At 68.9% G+C, this 22,193-nt stretch carries 25 protein-coding genes and 1 tRNA gene; 18 read left to right on the top strand and 8 right to left on the bottom strand.

Annotated elements, in window-relative coordinates:
- Window positions 1-66 precede the first annotated feature (66 nt).
- Together VF643_RS14975 and VF643_RS14970 are read left to right on the top strand one after the other, a co-directional pair.
- Window positions 67-576, top strand: coding sequence for a hypothetical protein (locus VF643_RS14975; protein WP_331044187.1), 510 nt, complete (start codon window positions 67-69; stop codon window positions 574-576).
- A 31-nt stretch (window positions 577-607) separates the two neighbouring features.
- Window positions 608-892 (top strand): TMEM175 family protein, encoded by a 285-nt coding sequence (locus VF643_RS14970; RefSeq protein WP_331044216.1) that lies wholly within the window; start codon window positions 608-610, stop codon window positions 890-892.
- Here the strand turns inward: VF643_RS14970 and VF643_RS14965 are convergent.
- On the bottom strand, window positions 882-1,544 hold the full coding sequence (locus VF643_RS14965; RefSeq protein WP_331044186.1) for a uracil-DNA glycosylase: 663 nt from the start codon (window positions 1,542-1,544) through the stop codon (window positions 882-884). The two genes, VF643_RS14970 and VF643_RS14965, sit on opposite strands and share 11 nt — an antisense overlap.
- 23 nt (window positions 1,545-1,567) lie before the next feature.
- Here VF643_RS14965 and folK point away from each other — a divergent pair, with 23 nt between their 5' ends.
- The 3 genes from folK (at window position 1,568) to VF643_RS14950 (ending at window position 2,858) form a co-directional block, all read left to right on the top strand.
- Complete coding sequence (gene folK / locus VF643_RS14960) at window positions 1,568-2,044, top strand: 2-amino-4-hydroxy-6-hydroxymethyldihydropteridine diphosphokinase (RefSeq protein ID WP_331044185.1); 477 nt, start codon at window positions 1,568-1,570, stop codon at window positions 2,042-2,044.
- Between the two features lie 22 nt (window positions 2,045-2,066).
- Window positions 2,067-2,142, top strand: a tRNA-Lys gene (locus VF643_RS14955).
- Window positions 2,142-2,858, top strand: a complete 717-nt coding sequence (locus tag VF643_RS14950; protein ID WP_331044184.1) for a phosphatase PAP2 family protein — start codon at window positions 2,142-2,144, stop codon at window positions 2,856-2,858. Before VF643_RS14955 ends, VF643_RS14950 begins: the two co-directional genes overlap by 1 nt.
- Here the strand turns inward: VF643_RS14950 and VF643_RS14945 are convergent.
- The gene (locus tag VF643_RS14945; protein ID WP_331044183.1) at window positions 2,838-3,683 is read right to left on the bottom strand and encodes a CoA ester lyase; all 846 of its coding nucleotides are present in this window, start codon (window positions 3,681-3,683) and stop codon (window positions 2,838-2,840) included. The genes VF643_RS14950 and VF643_RS14945 overlap by 21 nt on opposite strands.
- Window positions 3,680-4,675: a UDP-glucose 4-epimerase GalE gene (galE, locus tag VF643_RS14940; protein ID WP_331044182.1), complete on the bottom strand. Its 996-nt coding sequence runs from the start codon at window positions 4,673-4,675 to the stop codon at window positions 3,680-3,682. Before galE ends, VF643_RS14945 begins: the two co-directional genes overlap by 4 nt.
- A 66-nt stretch (window positions 4,676-4,741) precedes the next feature.
- Here galE and msrA point away from each other — a divergent pair, with 66 nt between their 5' ends.
- Together msrA and VF643_RS14930 are read left to right on the top strand one after the other, a co-directional pair.
- A complete protein-coding gene (gene msrA, locus VF643_RS14935) occupies window positions 4,742-5,284 on the top strand; it encodes a peptide-methionine (S)-S-oxide reductase MsrA (protein WP_331044181.1) in 543 nt (180 codons plus the stop codon).
- Window positions 5,285-5,513: 229 nt separating this feature from the next.
- A complete protein-coding gene (locus VF643_RS14930; protein ID WP_331044180.1) occupies window positions 5,514-5,795 on the top strand; it encodes a hypothetical protein in 282 nt (93 codons plus the stop codon).
- A gap of 40 nt (window positions 5,796-5,835) precedes the next feature.
- Here the strand turns inward: VF643_RS14930 and VF643_RS14925 are convergent, their stop codons facing one another.
- Window positions 5,836-6,768 (bottom strand): L-threonylcarbamoyladenylate synthase, encoded by a 933-nt coding sequence (locus VF643_RS14925; protein ID WP_331044179.1) that lies wholly within the window; start codon window positions 6,766-6,768, stop codon window positions 5,836-5,838.
- Window positions 6,769-6,830: 62 nt separating this feature from the next.
- Between VF643_RS14925 and VF643_RS14920 the strand changes: the two genes are divergently transcribed.
- Together VF643_RS14920 and VF643_RS14915 are read left to right on the top strand one after the other, a co-directional pair.
- Entirely contained in the window at window positions 6,831-8,558 is a 1,728-nt protein-coding gene (locus VF643_RS14920; RefSeq protein ID WP_331044178.1) for an acyl-CoA dehydrogenase, read from the top strand.
- Window positions 8,555-9,379 (top strand): arylamine N-acetyltransferase family protein, encoded by an 825-nt coding sequence (locus tag VF643_RS14915; RefSeq protein ID WP_331044177.1) that lies wholly within the window; start codon window positions 8,555-8,557, stop codon window positions 9,377-9,379. The genes VF643_RS14920 and VF643_RS14915 overlap by 4 nt, the downstream gene beginning before the upstream one ends.
- 225 nt (window positions 9,380-9,604) lie before the next feature.
- Here the strand turns inward: VF643_RS14915 and VF643_RS14910 are convergent, their stop codons facing one another.
- The gene (locus tag VF643_RS14910; RefSeq protein WP_331044176.1) at window positions 9,605-9,961 is read right to left on the bottom strand and encodes a GntR family transcriptional regulator; all 357 of its coding nucleotides are present in this window, start codon (window positions 9,959-9,961) and stop codon (window positions 9,605-9,607) included.
- Between the two features lie 59 nt (window positions 9,962-10,020).
- Window positions 10,021-10,593 (bottom strand): nitroreductase, encoded by a 573-nt coding sequence (locus tag VF643_RS14905; RefSeq protein ID WP_331044175.1) that lies wholly within the window; start codon window positions 10,591-10,593, stop codon window positions 10,021-10,023.
- 131 nt (window positions 10,594-10,724) lie between these two features.
- On the opposite strand from VF643_RS14905, the gene VF643_RS14900 reads away from it, so the two are divergent.
- The gene (locus VF643_RS14900; protein ID WP_414713878.1) at window positions 10,725-12,326 is read left to right on the top strand and encodes a peptide MFS transporter; all 1,602 of its coding nucleotides are present in this window, start codon (window positions 10,725-10,727) and stop codon (window positions 12,324-12,326) included.
- An 83-nt stretch (window positions 12,327-12,409) separates the two neighbouring features.
- On the opposite strand, the gene VF643_RS14895 is transcribed toward VF643_RS14900, so the two are convergent.
- Window positions 12,410-13,675, bottom strand: a complete 1,266-nt coding sequence (locus VF643_RS14895; RefSeq protein ID WP_331044174.1) for a dicarboxylate/amino acid:cation symporter — start codon at window positions 13,673-13,675, stop codon at window positions 12,410-12,412.
- Window positions 13,676-13,740: 65 nt separating this feature from the next.
- Here VF643_RS14895 and glmM point away from each other — a divergent pair, with 65 nt between their 5' ends.
- The 7 genes from glmM to VF643_RS14860 all read left to right on the top strand — a co-directional run bounded on the left by glmM (window position 13,741) and on the right by VF643_RS14860 (window position 20,748).
- Entirely contained in the window at window positions 13,741-15,081 is a 1,341-nt protein-coding gene (gene glmM, locus VF643_RS14890) for a phosphoglucosamine mutase (protein ID WP_331044173.1), read from the top strand.
- 173 nt (window positions 15,082-15,254) lie between these two features.
- Window positions 15,255-15,479, top strand: a complete 225-nt coding sequence (locus tag VF643_RS14885) for a DUF1272 domain-containing protein (RefSeq protein ID WP_331044172.1) — start codon at window positions 15,255-15,257, stop codon at window positions 15,477-15,479.
- A 162-nt stretch (window positions 15,480-15,641) separates the two neighbouring features.
- On the top strand, window positions 15,642-16,883 hold the full coding sequence (locus VF643_RS14880; RefSeq protein WP_331044171.1) for a bifunctional hydroxymethylpyrimidine kinase/phosphomethylpyrimidine kinase: 1,242 nt from the start codon (window positions 15,642-15,644) through the stop codon (window positions 16,881-16,883).
- Window positions 16,880-17,494: a ribonuclease HII gene (locus tag VF643_RS14875; RefSeq protein ID WP_414713880.1), complete on the top strand. Its 615-nt coding sequence runs from the start codon at window positions 16,880-16,882 to the stop codon at window positions 17,492-17,494. The genes VF643_RS14880 and VF643_RS14875 overlap by 4 nt, the downstream gene beginning before the upstream one ends.
- A 173-nt stretch (window positions 17,495-17,667) precedes the next feature.
- Window positions 17,668-18,813 carry a site-specific DNA-methyltransferase gene (locus tag VF643_RS14870; RefSeq protein ID WP_414713877.1) on the top strand — a complete coding sequence of 382 codons (1,146 nt, stop codon included), beginning with the start codon at window positions 17,668-17,670 and terminating at the stop codon, window positions 18,811-18,813.
- On the top strand, window positions 18,813-19,859 hold the full coding sequence (gene folP, locus VF643_RS14865) for a dihydropteroate synthase (RefSeq protein ID WP_331044169.1): 1,047 nt from the start codon (window positions 18,813-18,815) through the stop codon (window positions 19,857-19,859). Before VF643_RS14870 ends, folP begins: the two co-directional genes overlap by 1 nt.
- Before the next feature lie 4 nt (window positions 19,860-19,863).
- Window positions 19,864-20,748 carry a bestrophin family protein gene (locus VF643_RS14860; protein ID WP_331044168.1) on the top strand — a complete coding sequence of 295 codons (885 nt, stop codon included), beginning with the start codon at window positions 19,864-19,866 and terminating at the stop codon, window positions 20,746-20,748.
- On the opposite strand, the gene VF643_RS14855 is transcribed toward VF643_RS14860, so the two are convergent.
- Window positions 20,729-21,358 carry a TetR/AcrR family transcriptional regulator gene (locus VF643_RS14855; RefSeq protein ID WP_331044167.1) on the bottom strand — a complete coding sequence of 210 codons (630 nt, stop codon included), beginning with the start codon at window positions 21,356-21,358 and terminating at the stop codon, window positions 20,729-20,731. The two genes, VF643_RS14860 and VF643_RS14855, sit on opposite strands and share 20 nt — an antisense overlap.
- A 102-nt stretch (window positions 21,359-21,460) precedes the next feature.
- Between VF643_RS14855 and VF643_RS14850 the strand changes: the two genes are divergently transcribed.
- The coding region (locus tag VF643_RS14850) for a TonB-dependent receptor plug domain-containing protein (protein WP_331044166.1) at window positions 21,461-22,193 on the top strand (733 nt) is incomplete at its 3' end.

Genomic DNA, 22,193 nt, shown 5'->3' with positions numbered 1-22,193 from the left:
TAAAGCGTCCTTACGTGTACGCGCGAGGGTGGCCGGTTCGTAGGAGAGCCGTCAAGCCGGGGGACGATGATGCTTTTGATGCTCGCGATGGCAATGGTCATGCAGGGTGGATCGGTCGAGACTTTGGCGGCGCCGATGCCTTCCGGGTTCAAGGTCGGCCACCAGGCGGCGCAGGGCGGCCAGACGATCGAGGAACGCGTGCCCGTCGCCGAGACGGTGGAGGCGTGGTCGCAGATGATTACGGTGCAACGCTTCGCCGGCCTGGCGCCGGTCGGGCCGCACCGCCTGCTGGACCGGCTCTCCGGCCTAATGGCCACCGCATGTCCGGGCGCGACCGCCGCGCCTGTCGTCGATGGCATCGAGGGCGGCCATCCGATCGCCACTTTGCGCGTGGATTGCCCGATGAACGCAGCGACGGGCAAGCCCGAGACGATGTTCGCCCGCGCATTCGGGGGTGCGACAGACATCCACCTTGTCCAATATGCCTATCGCTCGACGCCAACCTCCCAGCAATCGGATACCGCGACGGACTACATCGCCAGCGTGCATCTTCGCGACGCTGGCGCGGCCAGGTAAGCCGATGAGCCACGCTCCCTAACGCGCGCAGCTGGAACGCCTGACCTTCTTCTCCGATGCGGTCTTCGCGATCGCGATGACGTTGCTGGTCATCGAGGTGAAGGTGCCGCACGCGCTGCGCGACCGCCATTTGGTCGAGGAGGCGGTGAGCGAGGACGAGCGAGAGACGATGCTGCGGGCGAGCTGGACCTCGATCGTGCTCGGCGTCATCGCCTTTGCCGCCGGCATGGTCATGCCGCTGCTTGCCCCCTTCGCGCTGGCGATCGGCGCGCCCATCGTCGGGCGGCTGGTGCGCCGCCGCGGGGTCACAGCGTAGCGCGAATCTCGACAGCGCGCGCGAACACCGCCTCGAACATCGGCGTCGTCAGCCGCCCGGTGTTCTGGTTGTAGCGCGAACAGTGATAGCTATCGATCAGGATGCGGCCGTCGGGCATCACATGCTCCGCCAGATGCCCGAACCGTGCCTTGGGCAGCCGCCCGCCCAGCGCCTTGACCGCGGACTGGTGCGCGATCTGTCCCAGGGCCACGAACACGCGCGCGTTCGGCAGAACATCCAATTGCCCCTCCAGGAACGGCCGGCAGGTGCGGATTTCCTCCGGCGTCGGCTTGTTGGCTGGGGGCAGGCATTTGACCGCGTTGATGACGATCGCACCGTGCAGCGCCAGATCGTCTTCGGGCGTCGCGGCATAGGTGCCGCTCGCCAGCCCGTATTTGCCGAGCGTGTCGAACAGCAACTGCCCCGCGAAATCGCCGGTGAACGGCCGCCCCGTGCGATTGGCGCCGTGCTTGCCGGGTGCCAGGCCGATGATCCCGAGCCACGCCTGAGCATCGCCGAAAGCGTTGACCGGCGCGTTCCACCACGTCGGGAACTCGACCCGCAATTCCTCGCGAAAGGCGACGAGGCGCGGGCAGCGGGGGCAATCGAAGGGCGGTTCGGTTTCAGGGATCGGGGAGGGTGCGAAGATCATCCCGGTGCGTTAGGCCGATGACCATGCTCCCGACAACCTATGCGATCGCCTTGGGGTCGAACGTGCGCAGCCGTTACGGCGCGCCCGAGCGGACGCTGGCGGCAGCGCTGGCGGCGATCGGCGGTGTCGTGGTCGCGTCGCCGATCATCCGCAGCGCAGCTCTCGGCCCATCTAAGCGCCGCTACGCCAATGCGGTCGCGCTGGTGGAAAGCGACGAGGCTCCGCCCGATCTGCTCGCCCGGCTGAAGCGGATCGAGCGGGCCTTCGGGCGCAGGCGGGGGCAGACGTGGGGCGCGCGCGTCCTGGATCTCGACATCGTGCTGTGGTCGGGCGGGATATGGGCGAGTGCCGGGCTGACGATCCCCCACGCCGCATTCCGCACGCGCGCCTTCGTGCTCCACCCGCTGGTGCAAATCGCGCCGTCGTGGCGCGATCCGGTGACCGGGCGAACCGTCCGCCAATTGGCGCATGCGGTTGACCGCCGCCGTCCACGCTCCTAGGTCGCGCGAAGCATCCCCGGGAGGGTCCGTAGCTCAGTTGGTAGAGCAAGCGACTTTTAATCGAGAGGTCCCGGGTTCGAGCCCCGGCGGACCCACCATGGGAGCGCCCGGGAAAACGCCTGGGCAAGCACCCGGCGAAGGGCGGCGCCTGCCCGCTCCGCTGATCGGCGCCGGGCTGATCGCCGCGGCGCTCGTGCTGGTGCTGCTCGGCGGGCTGGTCGTCGATCGCTGGCCGTTCGGCTTCGACCGCGCGATCCTGACATCGCTGCGCCATTGGGGCGGACCGCCGTGGCTGGCGGGCGCCGCGATCAACGTCACCGCACTCGGCAGCGGCACGGTGCTGACGATCGTCGTGCTGGCGGTGGCCGGGCTGCTGCTCGTCCAGCGCCTGCCGCTGACCGCCGCGGCCACGATCGCTGCCTGCTGGAGCGGAGGACGCATCGTCGATCTCGCCAAGACCTATTTCGCGCGGGCGCGTCCGGACATCGTCGATCATCTGGTGCCGGTCACCCACGCCAGTTTCCCCAGCGGCCACGCCGCCTCCAGCGCGGTCTGCTATCTGACGTTGGCGGCGCTCGCATCGCAGGTGACGCGGGACCGGGCGACGCGGCGTTACGTGGCGATCGTCGCGATCCTGCTGGTCGGTGCGATCGGCACGAGTCGGGTGTATCTGGGCGTCCACTGGCCGAGCGACGTGCTGGCCGGATGGTGTTTCGGGACGCTCTGGGCACTAGGCTGGTGGTTCGCCACCGCCCGCGCCCGCGCCTCACTCGGCGGCGAGCGCCAGCACGCGCTACTCGACGGCGAGCGCTAACACACGCTGCGCCGCTTTCAGATGCGGCGCGTCGATCATCCGTCCGTCGAGTTGCAGCGCGCCTGCGCCCGGATTCGCCGCGAAGGCCGCGACGATGCGGCGGGCGTAATCCAGTTCCGCCTCCGACGGGGTGAAGGCCGCGTTGATGACCGGCACCTGCGCCGGGTGGATCGCCATCATGCCGGTAAATCCGTCGCGCCGCCCGCGCGCGGCATAGGCCGCCAGCCCGTCCAGATCGCGAAAATCGGGATAGACGGTCTCGATCGCGGGCACCCCGGCGGCATGCGCGCCGAACAGGGTGAGCGAGCGCGCGAGCTGGTAGGGCGCGGTGTAGCTCCCGTCCGCCTCGCGCGCGGTGGCCGCGCCGATCGCCGCGGGCAGGTCTTCGGCGCCCCAGGTCAGCCCGCACAGCCGCGGCGTCACCCCGCCATACGTTCCCAGCGTGAAAATCGCCGCCGCGGTTTCGCTCGCGATCGGCAGGATGCGCGTGTCGCCGGACAGCAGCGCGTCGAGCCAAGCGAGCGACGCCGCGCCTTCGGCTTTGGGCAGAACGATCCCGTCCGGCCGGGCGGGCAGCACCGCCGCGAGATCGTCCTCCGCCAGCCCCGAATCGAGCGGGTTGATGCGCACGAAAAGCGGCACGGTCCGCCGAGCGGCCAGGACCATCGCCACCGCTTCCCTCGCCGCTGCCTTGTTCGCGGGCGCCACCGCATCCTCCAGGTCGAGGATCAGCGCATCGGCGGCCTGCACCCCTTCGAACCCGGCCGCCTTCGCCATCCGCTCCGGCCGGTCACCGGGAACGAACAGCAGCGAGCGCAGCCTCACCGCCCGCGCTCGGCCAGCGCGCGTTCCCATGCCAGCGCGTCGCGGACGATGCCGTCCAGGTCGTCACGCTCGGGTCGCCAGGGCAGAGCGGCGAGGATCGCGCTATTGTCCGCGACCAGCGCGGCGGGATCGCCGGCGCGGCGCCCCTCGAACCGCCGCTCGATCGTGCGGTTGGTCACCCGGTCGACCGCGTCCAGCACCTCCAGCACCGAAAAACCGCGCCCGTAGCCGCAGTTGAGCGTGTGGCTCTCGGCAGGCCGCTCGATCAGCATGCCGAGCGCGGCGACATGCGCGGCGGCCAGGTCCGACACGTGGATGTAATCGCGCACCCCGGTGCCGTCGGCGGTGTCGAAATCGGTGCCATAGACGCCCACCGCGTCGCGCTTGCCCGTGGCCGCCTCGACCGCGATCTTGATGAGGTGGGTCGCGCCGATCGTCGATTGGCCCGAGCGCCCCTGCGGATCGGCGCCCGCGACGTTGAAATAGCGCAGCGCGCAATAGTTCATCGGGTGCGCCGCGGCGACGTCGCGCAGCATCGCCTCGGTCATCAGTTTCGACATGCCGTAAGGGTTGATCGGCACGGTCGCATCACCCTCCGCGATCGGCACCCTGGCGGGCGTGCCATAGGTCGCGGCGGTGGAGGAGAAGATGAAGTGCGGCACGCCGGCCGCCACCGCGCTCTCGATCAGCGATCGGCTGGCCGCGGTATTGTTGCGATAATATTTGAGCGGATCGCTCACCGATTCGGGCACCACGACCGAACCCGCGAAGTGCATGATCGCGCGAACGCCATGTTCGGCGATGACGTCGCGGACGCGCGCATCTTCCACCGCCATCTGGACCAGCGCGGCACGGCGATCGACCGCCCAGTCGAACCCGGTGACGAGATTGTCGATCACGACGACCTCATATCCCGCGTCGAGCAGCGCCAGCACCGCGTGGCTGCCGATATAGCCGGCCCCGCCGGTGACCATGACCTTGCCGTCGAGCATTGCAATCTCCCTAGTTGGCGCGCGCATAGCCGCTTCCTATCTCTTGGGGAACTTACGGAGGTTCTAATGACCCAATATGTGACCCTGGCGGGCGGCTGCTTCTGGTGCACCGAGGCGGTGTTCAAGGACGTCATCGGCGTCGAGAGCGTCGAGAGCGGCTATATCGGCGGCGACGTGGCCGATCCGACCTATAAACAGGTCTGCGGCGGCGCCACCGGCCATGCCGAGGCGATCCGCATCGGCTTCGATGGCGAGGCCCTGGCGCTCGGCGACCTGCTCGACATCTTCTTCGCGACGCACGATCCGACCCAGCTGAACCGCCAAGGCAACGACGTCGGCACCCAATATCGCTCGGCGATGTTCCCGGCCGACGAGGCGCAAGAGGCAGAGATGCGCGCCGCGATCGAACGCGCGCAGGCGGACAGCGCCTGGCCGATCGTCACCACGATCGAACCGATGACGACCTGGTATTCGGCCGAGGGCTATCATCAGGATTATTGGGAAACCTCCGGGCGCTCCAACCCCTATTGCATGGCGGTGATCCCGCCCAAGCTCCAGAAACTGCGCAAGAGCTTCGCCGCACGATCGAAGGCTGCGGTAACCGCGTGATCGCTCGGAGTGCGTTTGAAAACTCGCGAAAGAGCGAGTTTCGAGGCGGTTCCAGCCCGCTCCCCCTCCCGGCCACCCACATCGTACCCTGATGGGTGGCCGGGAGGGGGAGCGGGCTGGCACCGCAAAACGCGGCCTCACCGCGTTTCAAACAGCCTCTCGGGCGTAACGCAAGTGGAACAATCGGGTGCGCTGGCCGGTTCTCCGCCCCGCAACACGGAGTAATATCATGAAACTGCACGCTCTCGCCGCCCTCGCTCTCCTTTCCGCACCGCTGGCCGCCTGCGGTGGCAAGGGCGACGATGCGCTCGCATCGAACGTCGAGGCCGCCGGCGAGAACCAGGCCGACGCGCTGGAAGCGACCGCCGACAATCTCGAGGATCGGGCAGAAGCGATCGAGGACAATGCCGAGGATCGCGCCGAAGCGGTCGACGATTCCGACATCAACACCGAAACGATGACGCCCGAGCAGAAGGCCGCCGTGGTGAACGGGTCCGCGACGGTCCAGTAACCACCCTGCGCCACCCCTGCCGTTGCGCGGGGGTGGCGTCTTACCGGTGCGCGGCGCGGCGCAGGCGATCCGCGATCGCCGCGCCGATACCCTGTGTGGGTACGGCTGCGACGGCGATGCGCGGCTTGGCCGAGGCATCGGCACGGTGAAGCGCATCGAACAGCCGCGCCGCCGCCTCCACGGCATCCCCCGACGCCGATAGCGTATCGTCGCCCGCGACCGCGCCGAAGCCGATCATCCACTCGTCGGCGTCCGCCTGCATCGCATCCAGCCGCAAGGCTTTGCGCGGGGCATAATGACTGGCCAGCTGGCCCGGCGCGGTGATCGCGCCGCCATGCTGCGCCACCGCGACCTGCCCGAGCACGTCCCCGATCATCGCCGCCGTCACCGGCCCCGGTCGCAGGATCGTGTGCCCATCGACGATCGTCGATTCGACCCCCGCGGTGCATGCCCCGTCGTCCAGGATCAGCGGCGCCGCGGCGCCCAGGCTGGCCGCGACATGCTCGGCGCAGGTCGGGCTGATCGCGTTGCTGCGGTTGGCCGAGGGCGCCGCCAGCGGCCTGCCCGTCGCGCCGATCAGCGCCTGCATCGCGCGGTGCGCGGGCACCCGGATCGCGATCGTCGAAAGCCCCGCAGTGACCAGCGCCGCGATCCCCGCTTCGGCCCGCAGCGGCAGCACCAAAGTCAGCGGCCCCGGCCAGAACGCCGCCGCAAGCGCGCGTGCGTCCGGGTCGAACACCGCCAGCGTCTCGGCGGCGACCTGATCCGCGACATGGACGATGAGCGGATTGAACGCGGGCCGCCCCTTCGCCGCATAAATCCGCGCAACGGCCTGCGGCTGGGTCGCATCGGCGGCCAGCCCGTACACCGTCTCGGTCGCCACCGCGACGATCCCGCCGCGCAGGATCGCGTCCGCCGCCTCGGCAATCGCGGCCGGGCCGTAGGGGCGAATACGGGCGTTTGGATCGGCCATCGCCCGGCGCTATAGCCGCCCCGAAATCAAACGATAAGCCGCCCGAGCACGAGAGGAAGCCCATGCCCTTCACCCCTGCGATTCCCGAACAGCGGCTCGTCCTCGATACGGTCGTGCGGATCGGCGATCTGGCCGCTACCGAACGGTTCGCGGCGGCATCCGACGACGTGGTCGATGCGGTGCTGGAGGGTGCCGGCGCGTTCGCCGCTGGCGAATGGGCGCCGCTCGCGCGCATCGGCGACACCGTCGGCGCCAAATGGACGCCGGACGGCGTCGTCATGCCCGAAGGCTATTCCCAGGCGTATCGCGATTACGTCGAGGGCGGCTGGGGCACGATCGGCGTGCCCGAGGAATTCGGCGGGCAGGGCCTGCCCTTCGTGATCCAGACCGCGGTGCTGGAGACGCTGGGCACCGCCAACATGGGCTTCGCGCTCTGCCCGACGCTGACCGTCGGCGCGATCGAGGCGTTGCAGCATCACGGCAGCGCGGAGCAGCAGGCGGCCTATCTCCCCCATCTCGCGACCGGCGCCTGGACCGGCACGATGAACCTCACCGAGCCTCAGGCCGGGTCGGACGTAGGCGCGCTGCGCACGATCGCCACCCCGCTGGGCGACGGCCGATGGTCGATCAAGGGCACCAAGATTTACATCTCCTTCGGCGATCACGACATGGCCGAGAACATCGTCCACCTCGTCCTGGCACGCACGCCCGACGCGCCGGCGGGCACGCGCGGGATATCGCTGTTCCTCGTCCCCAAATACCGGCTCGATGCGGACGGCAGGCCCGGTGCGGCCAACGATGTCCGCGTCGTCTCGATCGAGCACAAGATGGGCCTCCACGCCTCGCCCACCTGCGTGCTCAGCTTCGGCGATGCCGACGATTGCATCGGCGAGCTGATCGGCGCGGAGCATGGCGGCATGCGCGCGATGTTCACGATGATGAACAACGCGCGCCTCAACGTCGGGCTTCAGGGCGTGCAGGTGGCCGAGGGCGCGACCCAGGCCGCGGTCGCCTATGCGCTCGACCGCGTCCAGTCGGCGCGCACCGGTTCGCCGAGCCGCGAACCGGTGCGTATCATCGAGCATCCCGACGTCCGCCGCATGCTGATCCGCATGAAGGCGCAGACCCAGGCGGCGCGCGCACTCGTCTATTACGCAGCAGGGCAGGTCGATCGCGCGACCCTGGGGGATGCGGGCGCGAAGAACCGGCTCGAACTCGTCACCCCGCTGGCCAAGGCGCACGCCACCGACATCGGCAACGAAGTCGCCAGCATCGGCATCCAGGTCCACGGCGGCATGGGCTATGTCGAGGAAACCGGCGCCGCGCAATTCTTCCGCGATGCGCGGATCACCCCGATCTACGAGGGCACGAACGGCATCCAGGCCGCCGATCTCGTCGGCCGCAAGCTCAGCCTCGGCCACAACGAGGAGGGGGGCGGCGCCTTCGCCACGCTGGTCGCCGACATCCGCGCCGAGGCCAGGGACGCCCGCGTCCTCGCGCTGGTCGACGCGTGCGAGCGCATCGGCCGCCGCCTCGCGACCGCCGACGCCGACGACAAGCTCGCTGCCAGCTATCCCTTCCTCACCATGCTCTCGGTCGCGACCTGCGCATGGCTGATGGAGCGCGAGGGGGCGAGCGTCACCGGTGACGGTGACTTCGCCGCGATGAAGCGGGCGTGCGTGCGCTTCTACCTCGAACAGATCGTCCCCGAAGCCCTCGGCCTCGAAGCCGCGGCGACCGCGGACGCCAGCGTGCTCTATGCGGTGGGGGCGCAGGCGTTCGCAGCGTGAGCGGTTTCGATCTCGACGGCTATCTCGCGCGGATCGGGCTGGCCGCACGCCCCACGCACGACGCCGCCGGGCTGGCGCGGCTTCAGCTTGCGCACCGGCTGGCGATTCCGTTCGAGAACCTCGATGTGATCCTCGGCCGCGGCATCGCGATCGACGGCGGCGCCGTGTTCGCCAAGCTGGTGACCGCGCGGCGCGGCGGCTATTGCTTTGAGCACAACCGGCTGTTCCTAGACGCGCTCGCCGCGCTGGGCTTTGCCGCCCGCCCGCTCCTCGCGCGCGTCTGGCTGGGGGTGAGCGACGTGCCGCCGCGCGCGCATACGCTGGCGTTGGTGACGCTCGACGATGGCGACTGGATCGCCGACGCCGGTTTCGGAGGCAGCTACGCCCCGCCGCTGCCGCTCGCCGAAGCCATTGAGGTCGCGGCCCCCGACGACGCCCGCTTTCGCCTGGCGCGCGACGCGCAGCATGGCTGGATGGCCTTCCGCGACGGCAATCCCGCGACCACCGACGGCCGCGACACCGCCGCCGGCTGGCGCCCGCAATATAGTTTCACGCTCGACGCCGTATGGGATGCCGATCTCGCGATGGGCAGTCACTGGGCCGCGAGCGCCCCCGCCAGCCCCATGCGCCGCCGCCCGATCGTCAGCATCATCCTGTCCCCCGGCTTCGCGACCCTCACCGGCACGCACTTTCGCTGCTGGGCGGACGGCGCCGAAACGACCGAAACGATCGCCGATCTGGACGCCTACCGGATGCGGCTGAGCACGATGTTCGGGATCGACCTGAGCCAGGAAGAGGCGGCAACGGTATTTTCGGACTGAGGAGGTAGAAGTCGGTTGCGCTGACGGTGCCTCGCGGATCCCTGGAGTAGCTGGCGACTAAGTTGATACGCAATAAGCCCCTCCCCTGAAGGGGAGGGGAGAGTAAACCTGGTCGCGAAGAACTCTAACACCCGTTCGCCCTGAGCGCAGTCGAAGGGCATGGTACGAGCCACAGGGCCGGGGCCAAGGTGCTTCGACTCCGCCCAGCCCGACCGGAAAACGACCCTATCCCGTCTCGCGCTCCAGCAGGTCCGCCGCGTCCAGCCCCAGCAAGGCGATATGGTCGCGTATCCGCGGCCATTGGGTGTTCACGAACATCGCCCGCTCGGCCACGCGCAGCCGTTCCGCCGCGCCCGGCAGCACGAACATGCCGACGCCGCGGCGCACCTCGACATAGCCGTCGTCCTGGAAGCTCTGATACGCCTTGGCCACGGTCAGCGGATTCGCGCCATGTTCGGCGGCGAGCGCGCGCACCGAGGGAAGCTGGTCGCCCGCGACGTAATCGCCGCGCAGGATCGCAGCGGAGATGCCGCCACGCAGCCGGATATAGACCGGGCTGTCGTCGCCGTTCAGGGCTGTCATGGGCTGCTCAGGGCTGTCATGGTGGCATCGTACACCAAATGGCCGCCGAGTCGAGTCTTCTAGCCTGGCCAGTGCGAAACGATTGCGGTCATTTCGGGACGGGGGCGCTCGTCGAGCGCGCGCGAAGGCGTCCCCAGAAACATGAACCCCGCGATCCGCTCGGGCGCCTGGCCGAAGGCGTCGCGCACCGCGTCCGAATAACTCGCCCAGCCGGTCAGCCAGGCGCCCGCAAAGCCGTGCGCATGGGCCGCGTGGAGCAGGTTCATGCACGCCGCGCCCGCCGACAGTTCCTGCTCCCAGATCGCGATGTGGCTTTCCGGCCGCGGGCTGGACAGCACGACGACCAAGGCGGGTGCCTGGCGCGAGAACTGGTCCATCGCCTCGATCTCCAGCCGCCTGGCGTCGGGCCGCTCGGCGCGATAGGCGTCGCAGATCAGCGCGGATAGCGCATCGCGATCGTCGACGACGACGAACCGCCAGGGGTTCAGCTTGCCGTGGTCGGGCGTGCGCGCCGCGATGCGCAGGATGTCAGCGAGCTGGTCCGCATCCGGCCCCGGTGCGATCAGATCGCGCGGCTTGCCCGAACGGCGGGTGGCGAGCAGCGAAAGCGGCGAGGCGGTGTCGTTGAACATCGCACGGCTCCTATGGCGTCGGCCCCCGCGTCACAACGCCCCTTGGCATTCGCCAGCCGTGCGCTAGGCTCGCGCGCTTGAAAGGCCGGGCGAGAAACGTTTCGGCCACGTGCGCGTGCGGGGAGCAGAATTTGCCCATCATTCCATCCATCGCGGTCGGGTTCCTGGCCGTCCTGCTGGTCGGCGGCGGCTATGCGGCGACCACCCGCAGTCCCGAATTCGCGGGCCATCCCAAGGGACTCTACGTCCTGTTCTTCGCCGAAATGTGGGAGCGATTCTCCTATTACGGCATGCGCGCGCTGCTGATCTTCTACCTGACCAAGCATTGGCTGTTCGATGACAGCAAGGCGAACCTCATCTACGGCGCCTATACATCGCTGGTCTATATCACCCCGGTGCTGGGCGGCTATCTGGCGGATCGCTATCTGGGGCAGCGCAAGGCGGTCGTGTTCGGCGGCGTGCTGCTGGCGATCGGCCATCTGCTGATGGCGGTGGAAGGCGATGGCGGGCAGGCGGGCTTCGCGATCAACATCTTCTGGCTCGCGCTGTCGTTCATCATCGTCGGCAGCGGCTTTCTGAAGGCGAACATATCGGTGATCGTGGGCCAACTCTATCCGCGCACCGACATCCGCCGCGACGGCGCCTATACGATCTTCTACATCGGCATCAACGTCGGCGCCGCGATCGGTACGATCCTCGTCGGCTACCTCGGCGAGACCTATGGCTGGGGCTATGGCTTCGGGCTGGCGGGAATCGGCATGCTCGGCGGGCTGCTGGTCTTCATCGGTTTCAAGCCGCTGCTGCTCGGGCGGGGGGAGGCGCCGCGCGTCCTGACCAAGACCGTCGAATGGTCCCTCTACGGCATCGGCGTGGCCGCGACCGCGGTGATCTGGATGCTGATCCAATATCAGGACGTGATCCAGACCCTGCTGATCGTGGCCGGTGTCGGGCTGCTGGGCTATGTCCTGATCGAATCGTTCAAGCTGCACCCCCATGCGCGCGACCGGATGTTCGCGGTGCTGTTCCTGATCGCGCTGAACCCGGTGTTCTGGGGATTGTTCGAGCAGGCGGGCGGATCGCTGAACCTGTACACCGACCGCTATGTCGATCGTCAGGGGGTGCCCGCGTCGCTGTTCCAGTCGATCAATCCGATCTACATCGTGCTGCTGGGGCCGATCTTCGCCGCGCTCTGGGTCGCGCTCGGCCGTCGCGGCGCAGAGCCGTCGGCCCCGGCCAAGTTCGGCCTGGCGCTCTTGCAGGTGGGACTCGCCTTTCTCGTCTTCGTCTGGGGCGCGCATTCGGTCGGTCCGGAGGTCGCGACCCCGGTGCTGTTCGTGTTCCTCGTCTATTTCCTCCAGACGACCGGCGAATTGTGCCTGTCGCCCGTCGGCCTGTCGGCGATGAACCGGCTGGCGCCCAAGCATCTCGCCAGCCTCATCATGGGCGCCTGGTTCTACATGACCGCGGCGGGCAATTTCGTCGCCGGCAAGATCGGCGAGGCGACCGGCGGCGAAGGCGGCGCGATGACCAAGGAAGGCACGCTGGCGGTCTACAACACCATCGGCTGGTGGACGATCGGCATCGGCGTCGCGGTGCTGCTGGTCAGCCCGCTGGTCAAGCGGCTGATGCACCTGGACACGCTGGCCGACGATGCCGACCATGCGATGGCGGGCGAAGCCGAACTCGCCGAACCGCAGGCGGCCGGGGTGCGCACCCGCGGCGAGACGCGCTGAGCTAGAGTTGAACTCGACCAGGTTTGCTCTCCCCTCGCCTTCAGGGGAGGGGCTAAAACGTATCAACTTGGTCGCGAACGACCCTAACCTCGCGCCAGCAGCGCATCCGCCTCGTCCACCGGCACGGCGCCGCTCCGCGCCGCCACCGCTGTCGTCACCGCCAGGTCCATCGTCACGTTCCCCAACGTCCGCACGATGTCGGGCAGCGTCTCGACCGCGACCAGCAGCCCGAGCGGCGCGACGGGTACGCCGAACACCGCATTGATCGGCGCGATCGCGCTGATGAAGCTCACCTGCCCGGGCAGGCTGACGGAACCCAGCGACGTCAGCATCGCCACGACGGTCGCCACCATCAGCGTGGCAGGTCCGATCTGGATGCCGAACCAAGTGGCGGCATAGATCGCGACCGCCAGGTTCATCGCCGGCCCGGTCGCGCGCATCATCACCACCGCCAGCGGCAGCACGACCCCGCCGGTCGCGGCCGGCACGCCCAGTTCCTCGGCCTTCTTCAGCATGATCGGCAGGCAGGCGAGGCTGGACTGGGTCGACACCGCCACCGCCTGGGCGGGTGCCGCCGCGCGCGCGAAGCGGGCGAAATGCACCCGCCCGCCGAACATCGCCATCGGATAGGCGAGCAGCGTCACCACCACGCCCACCGCCGACACGATCAGGATATAATGGACCAACGCCCCGAACGCCGCGCTCCCTGCTCTCGCACCCACCGTCAGCGCCAGCGCGAATACGCCAAGCGGCGCCGCCCAGATGATCCAGTTCACCATCACGAGCACGGTATCGCGCACGCCCGTGAAGAAGCCCGTCAGCCGCTCGCGCGGTTCCGCCTCGATCCGGGTCAGCGCAAAGGCGAACAGCAAGGTGAAGATCAGCAGCGAGATATAGGCGCTGTTCGCGGCGGCGGCGACGACGTTGGTGGGCACCAGCCCAGCGAAGAACGCGCTCAGCCCCGGCACCGGGCCGGTCTCGGGCACGCCGACGAGCGCCGAACGCAGGCTTGCCGCGGATTCGGCCGGCAGCGGCGCCAGCTCCAGCAGCAGCGGGGTCAGCACCGCCGCCAGGATCGCGCTCAGCGACATCACGCTCAGGATCACCGCGATCCCGCGCGCCGCCGTCCGCCCGGCGCGCACCGCCTCCGCGGTCGCCGCGATGCCGGTGATGAGCAGCGACACGACCAGCGGGACGATCGTCATCTGCAGCGCGTTGAGCCAGGCGGTGCCGACCGGCTCGGCCGCCAGCAGCACGCCCGGCACCGCGCCCGGCGCCTGAGCAGCCAGCAGGACGCCGATCACCAGGCCGAGGACCAGCGACAATAGGATACGGGTAGGTTGCGACATGCTCGCGATTTCCAACATTTGGCGCTATCGGCGGGTTTGGCATAGCGAACGGGAAGCGCGCGTTCATGGCAAGAAGATATTTCGGCACCGATGGCATTCGCGGGCTGACCAATGCGGGCGCGATGACCGCGGCGATGGCGATGAAGGTCGGTATGGCGGCGGGCGCCTATTTCCTGCGCGGCGACCACCGTCACCGCGTGGTGATCGGCAAGGACACGCGTCTGAGCGGCTACATGCTCGAATCCGCGCTGGTCGCGGGCTTCACCAGCGTCGGCATGGACGTGGTCATGGTCGGGCCGATGCCCACCCCCGCGGTCGCGATGCTGACGCAGTCGATGCGCGCCGATCTGGGGGTGATGATCTCGGCCAGCCACAATCCGTTCGCCGACAACGGCATCAAGCTGTTCGGTCCCGACGGCTTCAAACTGTCCGACGATGCCGAGGCCGCGATCGAGGCGCTGATCGACGGCGAAAGCACGCTGGCACCCGCGCAGGGCATCGGCCGCGCGCGGCGCGTGGACGACGCGCAGGGCCGCTACATCCACTTCGCCAAATCGACCTTCCCCGAAAACCTGCGCCTGGACGGCATGCGCATCGTCATCGACTGCGCCAACGGTGCCGCCTACAAGGTCGCGCCCTCCGCCTTGTGGGAATTGGGTGCGGACGTGGTCTCGATCGGCGTCACGCCCAACGGCATCAACATCAACGACCAGGTCGGCTCCACCGCGCCGCAGACCCTGTCGGAAACCGTGGTCGCCAGCGGTGCGCACATCGGTATCGCGCTGGACGGCGATGCCGACCGGCTGATCGTGGTCGACGAGCACGGGACGATCGTCGACGGCGACCAATTGATGGCGACGATCGCCGCGGCCTGGGCGCGCGCCGGGCGTCTCGCGGGGGGCGGACTGGTCGCCACCGTCATGTCCAACCTCGGGCTGGAGCGGCATCTCGCGGCGCAGGGCCTGGGGCTGGTCCGCACCGCGGTCGGCGACCGCAATGTCCTGGAGGCGATGCGCGCGCGGGGCTACAATGTCGGCGGCGAGCAATCGGGGCACATCATCCTCAGCGATTATGCGACGACCGGCGACGGGCTGGTCGCCGCCTTGCAAATCCTTGCCGAGGTGCAGCGGGCAGGGGCGCCGGCCAGCGAAGTGCTCCACCGCTTCGAACCGCTGCCGCAAATGCTCAAGAACGTGCGCTTTGCGGGGGGCAAGCCGCTCGACGACGGCCGCGTGAAGGACGCCATCGCCGCGGCGGAGGCCGAACTCGTCGGCCGCGGTCGCCTGCTGATCCGCCCCTCGGGCACCGAACCCGTCATCCGCGTCATGGCCGAAGGCGACGACCGCGCCCAGGTCGAGCGGCTCGTCGATGCGATCTGCGACGCCGTGCGGGCTGCCGCCGCCTAATCCTCCCCGCTCGCGGGGAGGGGGACCAGCCGCCGGCTGGTGGAGGGGGTTGTCCGCGAGCGATGTCCCATGGGGAGAGCCCCCTCCACCATCGCCTCGCGACGGTTCCCTCCCCCGTGAACGGCCGAGGATTAGGGTGGACGCATCGGAATCGTTGCGTAAAGGGATCGCCGATGCTCGACATGCGTCCTGACTGCGAACGCTGCGCCGCCGATCTGCCGGCGGACGAGGGCGGCGCGTTCATCTGCTCGTTCGAATGCACCTTCTGCGCCGATTGCGCGGAGGCGCTCGACGAACGCTGCCCCAATTGCGGCGGCGAACTGCTCGATCGCCCGACGCGCGTCGGCAAGGCGCTGAAGGCCAATCCGGCTGCGACCGCGCGGCGCCATCCGGGGTAGCGCCCATCTGTCCTACACATCGCTCCTGCCCTATGACGTGCCCGCCATGATCCACCGCTTTGTCCCGCGCGCCTCCGCATCCGTCGACGGATCGCGCGACGGAGGAGATTTTCGCCCGCACGTAGCGTGTGGTTCCTCCGGTTCCGACGATGGCGCGCGTCCGTGACCTTCCCGCGCATCCTTATCGTCGCCGGCTCCGATTCGGGCGGCGGCGCGGGTATCCAGGCGGATATCAAGACCGTCACCATGCTTGGCGCGCACGCGATGAACGCGATCACCGCGATCACCGCGCAGAACACCATCGGCGTGCAGGCGGTGCATGCGATCCACACCGAGATCGTCGTCGCCCAGATGCGGTCGTGCATCGACGACATCGGCGTCGACGCGATCAAGATCGGCATGATCGGCTCGGCCGAGACGGCGCATGCGGTGGCGGATGTGCTGGAGGAACTTTCTCCCTCTCCCCTCCGGGGAGAGGGTGCCGAGCGTAGCGATGGCGGGAGAGGGGCAGAGCGGGATGCTGCCTGGTCCACACTGCCCCTCTCCCCAGCCCTCTCCCCGCAAGCGGGGAGAGGGAGAGTGCCCATCGTCTTTGATCCGGTCATGGTCGCCACCTCCGGCGCTATCCTCGCCGACGACGCGACGATCGCGGCATTCGCGCGGCTGATGGCGCTGGCGACCGTCGTCACCCCCAACCTGCCCGAACTCGCCGCGCTCGGCGGAGAAGCCGCGGTCCTCGCCCATGCGGCTGCACTGCTGGTCAAGGGCGGGCATGGGGAGGGCGCTGTGCTGACCGACCGGTTGCTCGATCGCAGCGGCCAGGTCGTGCGCTGGGAAAGCCCCAGGATCGACACCACGTCCACCCACGGCACCGGCTGCACGCTGGCCTCCGCGATCGCCACCAACCTCGCCCGCGGCCTGACCCTACCCACCGCCATCGCCAACGCCCGCCGGTTCGTCCGCACCGCGATGCACGACGCGGCCGGTCTCGGCGCAGGCCACGGCCCGATGGCGCAGCAGGCGGTGCGGCTCGATCTGGGCGACGGCCCCCGCCTCAACCAGATGACCTTGCCACTCCAGGATTACGGCGCCTCGGTCGCCTTCTACAAGATGCTGGGATTGCGTCAGATCGTCGCCACCGCCGACGGTCATTATGCCCGGTTCGAGGCCGCCGGTGGCGCGACGCTCTCGATCGGCCATGCGGAACGCGCCAGCGTCTATCTGGAGCACGAGGATCTCGACGCCGCCGTCGCTGCGGCGCAGGCGGCGGGCATCGGGTTCGACGAACCGCCACAAGACAAACCGTGGCTGTGGCGAGAGGCCTGGACCCGCGATCCCGCGGGCAATCCCGTCTGCCTCTACCAGGCCGGCGAAAATCGAAGGTTCCCGCCGTGGCGCGTGTGACCCGCCCCTCGCTCGCCCACGAGCGCCTGTGCCTCGCCCCCGTCGTGGGGGTGGACGAGGCCGGGCGCGGCCCGCTCGCCGGGCCGGTCGTCGCCGCCGCGGTCATCCTGCCGCCCAAGGGCGTGCCGCGGGGCTTGAACGATTCCAAGAAGCTGTCCGCCGCGGAGCGCGAACGCCTCCACGGGCGGCTGATGGGGTGTGCGCAGGTCGGCGTCGGCATCGTCGAGGCGGACGAGATCGACCGGCTCAACATCCACTGGGCGACGATGAAGGCGATGACGCTGGCGGTCGAGGCCCTGGTCGCGCAGGGGGGCTGTCCGCCCGGCCACGTGCTGGTCGACGGCAATCGCCTGCCGCGCTGGGGTTTTGCCGCCACCGCGATCGTCAGCGGCGACGCGAAATCGCTCTCAATCGCCGCCGCCTCGATCGTGGCCAAGCACATTCGCGATCAGATCATGATCGCCCATGCCGAATCGCATCCCGCCTACGGCTGGCATTCGAACAAGGGCTATGGTTGCGCCGCGCACCTGCGGGCCTTGCGCGAACATGGGCCGTCACCCCTCCACCGCCGCAGCTTCGCGCCGGTCGCGCAGACGGAACTGGCGTTGTGAGTCTTTTGCGTCACACCGCTAGGGATAGGGATTCTTGCCGGCTTCGGACTCAATATGTGGCGCACGCCGCGTCCAGCGGGCGCTGTTAATCCGATCTTCACCGAACACGTTAACCAATGGCCGCTTGACGGAGTCGGGCTTCTGCCGCGATTTCACGACCCGAGCAGGGGGATATGATGGCGCTGACCGACACGATCGCGAGACCGCGCGCGGGCAAAGCCGCCGCAAGCCGCCCCGAATCCGCGGCGCTGCCGCTCGACACGATCGTGCGCGGCGATTGCATCGCGGCGATGCGCGCGCTGCCGGCCGGGTCGGTCGACATGATCTTCGCCGATCCGCCCTATAATCTCCAACTCGGCGGCGAATTGTTCCGCCCAGACGGCAGCCACGTCGATGCGGTCACCGACGATTGGGACAAGTTCGACACCTTCGCTGCTTACGATCGCTTCACCCGCGCCTGGCTGGCCGAGGCCCGCCGCATCCTTAAAGACGACGGCACGTTGTGGGTGATCGGCAGCTATCACAACATCTTCCGCGTCGGCGCGGCGGTGCAGGACTTGGGCTATTGGATCCTCAACGATATCGTCTGGCGCAAAGCCAATCCGATGCCCAATTTCCGCGGCACCCGCTTCACCAATGCGCATGAAACACTGATCTGGGCGTCGATGGGCGAAAAGGCGAAATACACCTTCAACTATCGCAGCATGAAGACGCTGAATGACGAATTGCAGATGCGCAGCGATTGGGAGTTCGCGATCTGCGGCGGCCAGGAGCGGCTGAAGCGCGACGGCGTGAAGGTCCACCCGACGCAAAAGCCCGAGGCGTTGCTCTACCGCATCCTGCTGGCCTGTACGAAGCCGGGCGACGTCGTCCTCGATCCCTTTTTCGGCACCGGGACGACCGGGGCGGTTGCCAAGCGGCTCGGCCGGCGCTGGATCGGCATCGAGCGCGAGGATGATTATATCGCCGCCGCCGGTGAGCGGATCGCCGCCGCGCTGCCGCTCGACGAATCGGCGCTGCGCACGATGCAGAGCCCGCGCAGCAGCCCCAAGGTCGCGTTCGGCACGATCGTCGAAACCGGCTATCTCCAGCCCGGCAGCGTGCTCACCGACGCCAAGCGCCGCTGGCGCGCGACCGTCCGCGCCGACGGCTCGCTGCTCAGCGACTGCGGCCAGGCGGGCTCGATCCACAAGCTCGGCGCCAGCTTGCAGGGCGCACCCGCGTGCAACGGCTGGACCTTCTGGCACCAAGAAGCGGATACCGGCCTCGCCGCGATCGACGCGCTGCGGCAAACCTATTTGCTGGCGACGCAGCCCTGATGCTTCACCTCGCCCCCGCCCAGTTCGTCGCCACCCCCGTCGGGCACGACGACGGGGCGGTCGTACGGCTCGCCGGCGGGATGCTGTGGTACGCGGCTTATGACGTGCGCGAAGGCACGCGCCGCTGGACGATCCCGGTGCGGCAGGTGGACAGCCTGGGTCAGCGCGCCGCGGCGCTCCACCAGCACTTCACCGCGCCCCGCGCGCCCTGGGTCATGGGCCCGCGCACGCTGCGCTTCGATCAGCCGCAGGTCGCGGGCATCCTCAACACGACGCCGGACAGCTTCTCCGACGGCGGCAGGCATGGCGATACGGCGGGTGCGGCGGGCGCGGGCGTCGACATGGCCGCAGCGGGTGCCGCGCTGATCGACGTCGGCGGCGAGTCGACCCGGCCCGGCGCGACGGCCGTGTGGGAAGGCGACGAGATCGCACGCACCGTTCCCGTCGTCGAGCGCCTGGCCGCGGCGGGCACGCTCGTCTCGATCGACACACGCAAGGCCGCGGTGATGGAGGCGGCGCTTGCTGCAGGGGCGGCGATCGTCAACGACGTCTCCGCGCTGCTCTGGGACGACCGTGCGTTACGCGTCGTCGCCGACGCGGGATGCCCGGTTATCCTGATGCACTCGCCGGACCCGAAGGCGGGCGGGCATGGCCGCGTCCGGTACGACGACGTCCTCGTTAACGTGTTCGAGTGGCTGGCGGCGCGCATCGAGGCAATCGCCGCAGCGGGCGTCCCGCGCGGCCGGATCGCAGTCGACCCCGGCATCGGGTTCGGCAAGTCGCTGGCGGACAACCTCCAGCTGATCAACGGCCTTGCGTCCTTTCACGGCCTCGGCTGCCCGGTCATGCTCGGCGCCAGCCGCAAACGGATGATCGGCGCGCTGTCGAACGAAGCGCCCGCCGGCGAACGCCTCGGCGGCAGCCTGGCGCTCGCGATGAAGGGCCTGGAGGCGGGCGTGCAGCTCATCCGCGTCCACGACGTGGCGCAGACGGTCCAGGCGGCGCGCGTCTGGCGGGGCCTGCGCGACCAGGCGCTGGTCGGATGACGCGGTGATCGTCGCTGCGATCCCGCGCGCCAAGACGATCGTCGCGGAGGTGTGGCGGCCGCTCACCGCGCTGTTCGTCTGGGACGTCGCGGTGACGGTCACCTACTACATCCTCCCGTTCAAGGCGCCGTCGCTGCCGCTGACCCTGTTCGGCTCGGTGCTCGCGCTGTTCCTCGGCTTTCGCGTCAATTCGGCGTACGAGCGCTGGTGGGAGGGGCGGGTGCTGTGGGGCGCGATGATCAACGCCTCGCGCAGTCTCGCACGCGCCGCCCGCAACTTTCTGGCCGGGCCGGAGGCGCGCGATCTCAGGCGCTCGATCGTGCTCCGGCAGGTCGCTTATGTGAACGCGCTGCGCTGTCAGCTCCGCCGCCAGCCTGTCGACGAGCAGGTCCTGCGCTTCCTGTCGCGCGGCGAGGCCGAGCCCGCGCTGGCCCGCACCAACATCGCCAACGGGCTGATCGACGGCGCGGGCCGCCGCATCGCCGACGCGGTACGATCGGGCTGGATCGACACGATCCAGCAGACCCACATGGAGCAGCTGCTCGTCGATATCGCCAACGCGCAAGGCGGCATGGAGCGGCTCAAGAACACGCCGTTGCCGAACCAGTACCGCTTCCTGCCGACGCTGTTCGCTCATCTGTTCTGCGTGCTGCTGCCGATCGGCCTGGTCGAGACGCTGGGCTTTGCGACTCCGCTCGGATCGACGATCGCGGGTCTGATGTTCCTCGCGGTGCTGCGAATCGGCGACGATCTCGTCGATCCGTTCGCCGACACCGTTCACGACGTGCCGCTGTCCGCCATGTGCCGGACGATCGAGATCGACCTGCTCCAGGCGATCGGCGACCCTGCGCCCGCGCCGCTCCAGCCCGTCAAGGGCGTGTTGTGGTAGGCTGAAGCCCTTTCGCCAGGAAGGCCGCAGCCGTATGAGCGACGTCGTCCACCGGGCGGTCGTCGTCCCACACGCCGTAACGCAGCCCCAGGAACACGTTCATCCCCATGATCGCCCAAGCGTGCACTTCGCTCACGTCGTCGCGCACCTCGCCTCGTGCCGCCGCGGCCTGCAGCCGCTGCGTAATCCGCTGGGCGGTGCTCGCATAATGCGCGCGGTAGCTGGCGGGATCGACGAACTCGGCCTCGTCGATGATCCGGTAGATTTCTTTGTGTGCACGGACGAACCCGATGAACCCGGCAAGGCCGGCGCGCTCCGCTGCGATCTGGTCGGGCGCGGCGCGGATGCCGGGGGCGACGTGATCGCGCACCCGCGCCGACATGTCCGCGACCAAGGCCCGGAACACCGCATCCTTTGAGTCGAAATAGGTGTAGAATGTCCCCGCCGCGACGCCCGCCGCCTTGGTGATCCCCCCGATCGACGCGTCGTGGAAGCCGCGCGCTCCGAACTCCGCCGCCGCCGCGTCCAGAATCGCGCGCAGTGTCCTGCGCCCCCGCTCGGTACGCGGCGCTTTGGCCGGGGTGTCTCCGGTCGCACCTGCCTGTGACATCCTCCCCCTTTCCCAAGTTGAAACCCGGTTCAGGTTTCAGTATAGCCCCGGCATCGAGCGCACAAGTCGCGGTCCACGCGGGCGCTATAGGGGGAGGGTATCATGGCATTTTCGTCTGCGCGCGTGCTTCTGAACATCGGCACCGCCGCCGCCGCGCTGATCGCGACGCCTGCCTTTGCGCAGGTCGGGGGAGCGCTGACGCCGGCTCAGGCCCAGTCGGACGACAACACCGCCATTGATGCGGCGCAGCAGAACCCGCAGGACATCGTCGTCACCGCGCGTCGTCGCGAGGAGTCGCTCCTGGACGTGCCGATCGCAGTCACCGCCTTCACCGGCGCGCAGCTGGAGGCGAACGGCGCGCTCGACATCACCGACCTCTCGAACGTTACACCCAACGTCACACTGGAGACCTCGCGCGGCACCAATTCGACGCTGACCGCGTTCGTCCGCGGCGTTGGACAGCAGGACCCCGTGGCGGGGTTCGAGGCGGGCGTTGGTATCTACCTCGACGACGTCTACCTCAACCGCCCGCAGGCCGCGGTCCTCGACATCTACGACGTGGAGCGGATCGAGGTGCTGCGCGGGCCACAGGGCACGCTCTACGGCCGCAACACGATCGGCGGCGCGGTCAAGTATGTGACGAGGCGGTTGGGTGACGAGCCGACGCTGCGCGTCCGCGCGAGCTACGGCACGTTCAACCAGGCCGACGGGGTGATCAGCGGCTCCGTGCCGATCGGCAATGGCACGATCAAGATCGGCGGCGCGCTCGCGCGGCTGACCCGCGACGGGTTCGGCACCAACCTGACCACAGGTCAGGAGAATTACAACAAGAACA

Source organism: Sphingomonas sp., assembly GCF_036387595.1.
GTDB lineage: Bacteria > Pseudomonadota > Alphaproteobacteria > Sphingomonadales > Sphingomonadaceae > Sphingomonas.
This window is presented reverse-complemented; position numbering and strand designations above follow the sequence as displayed.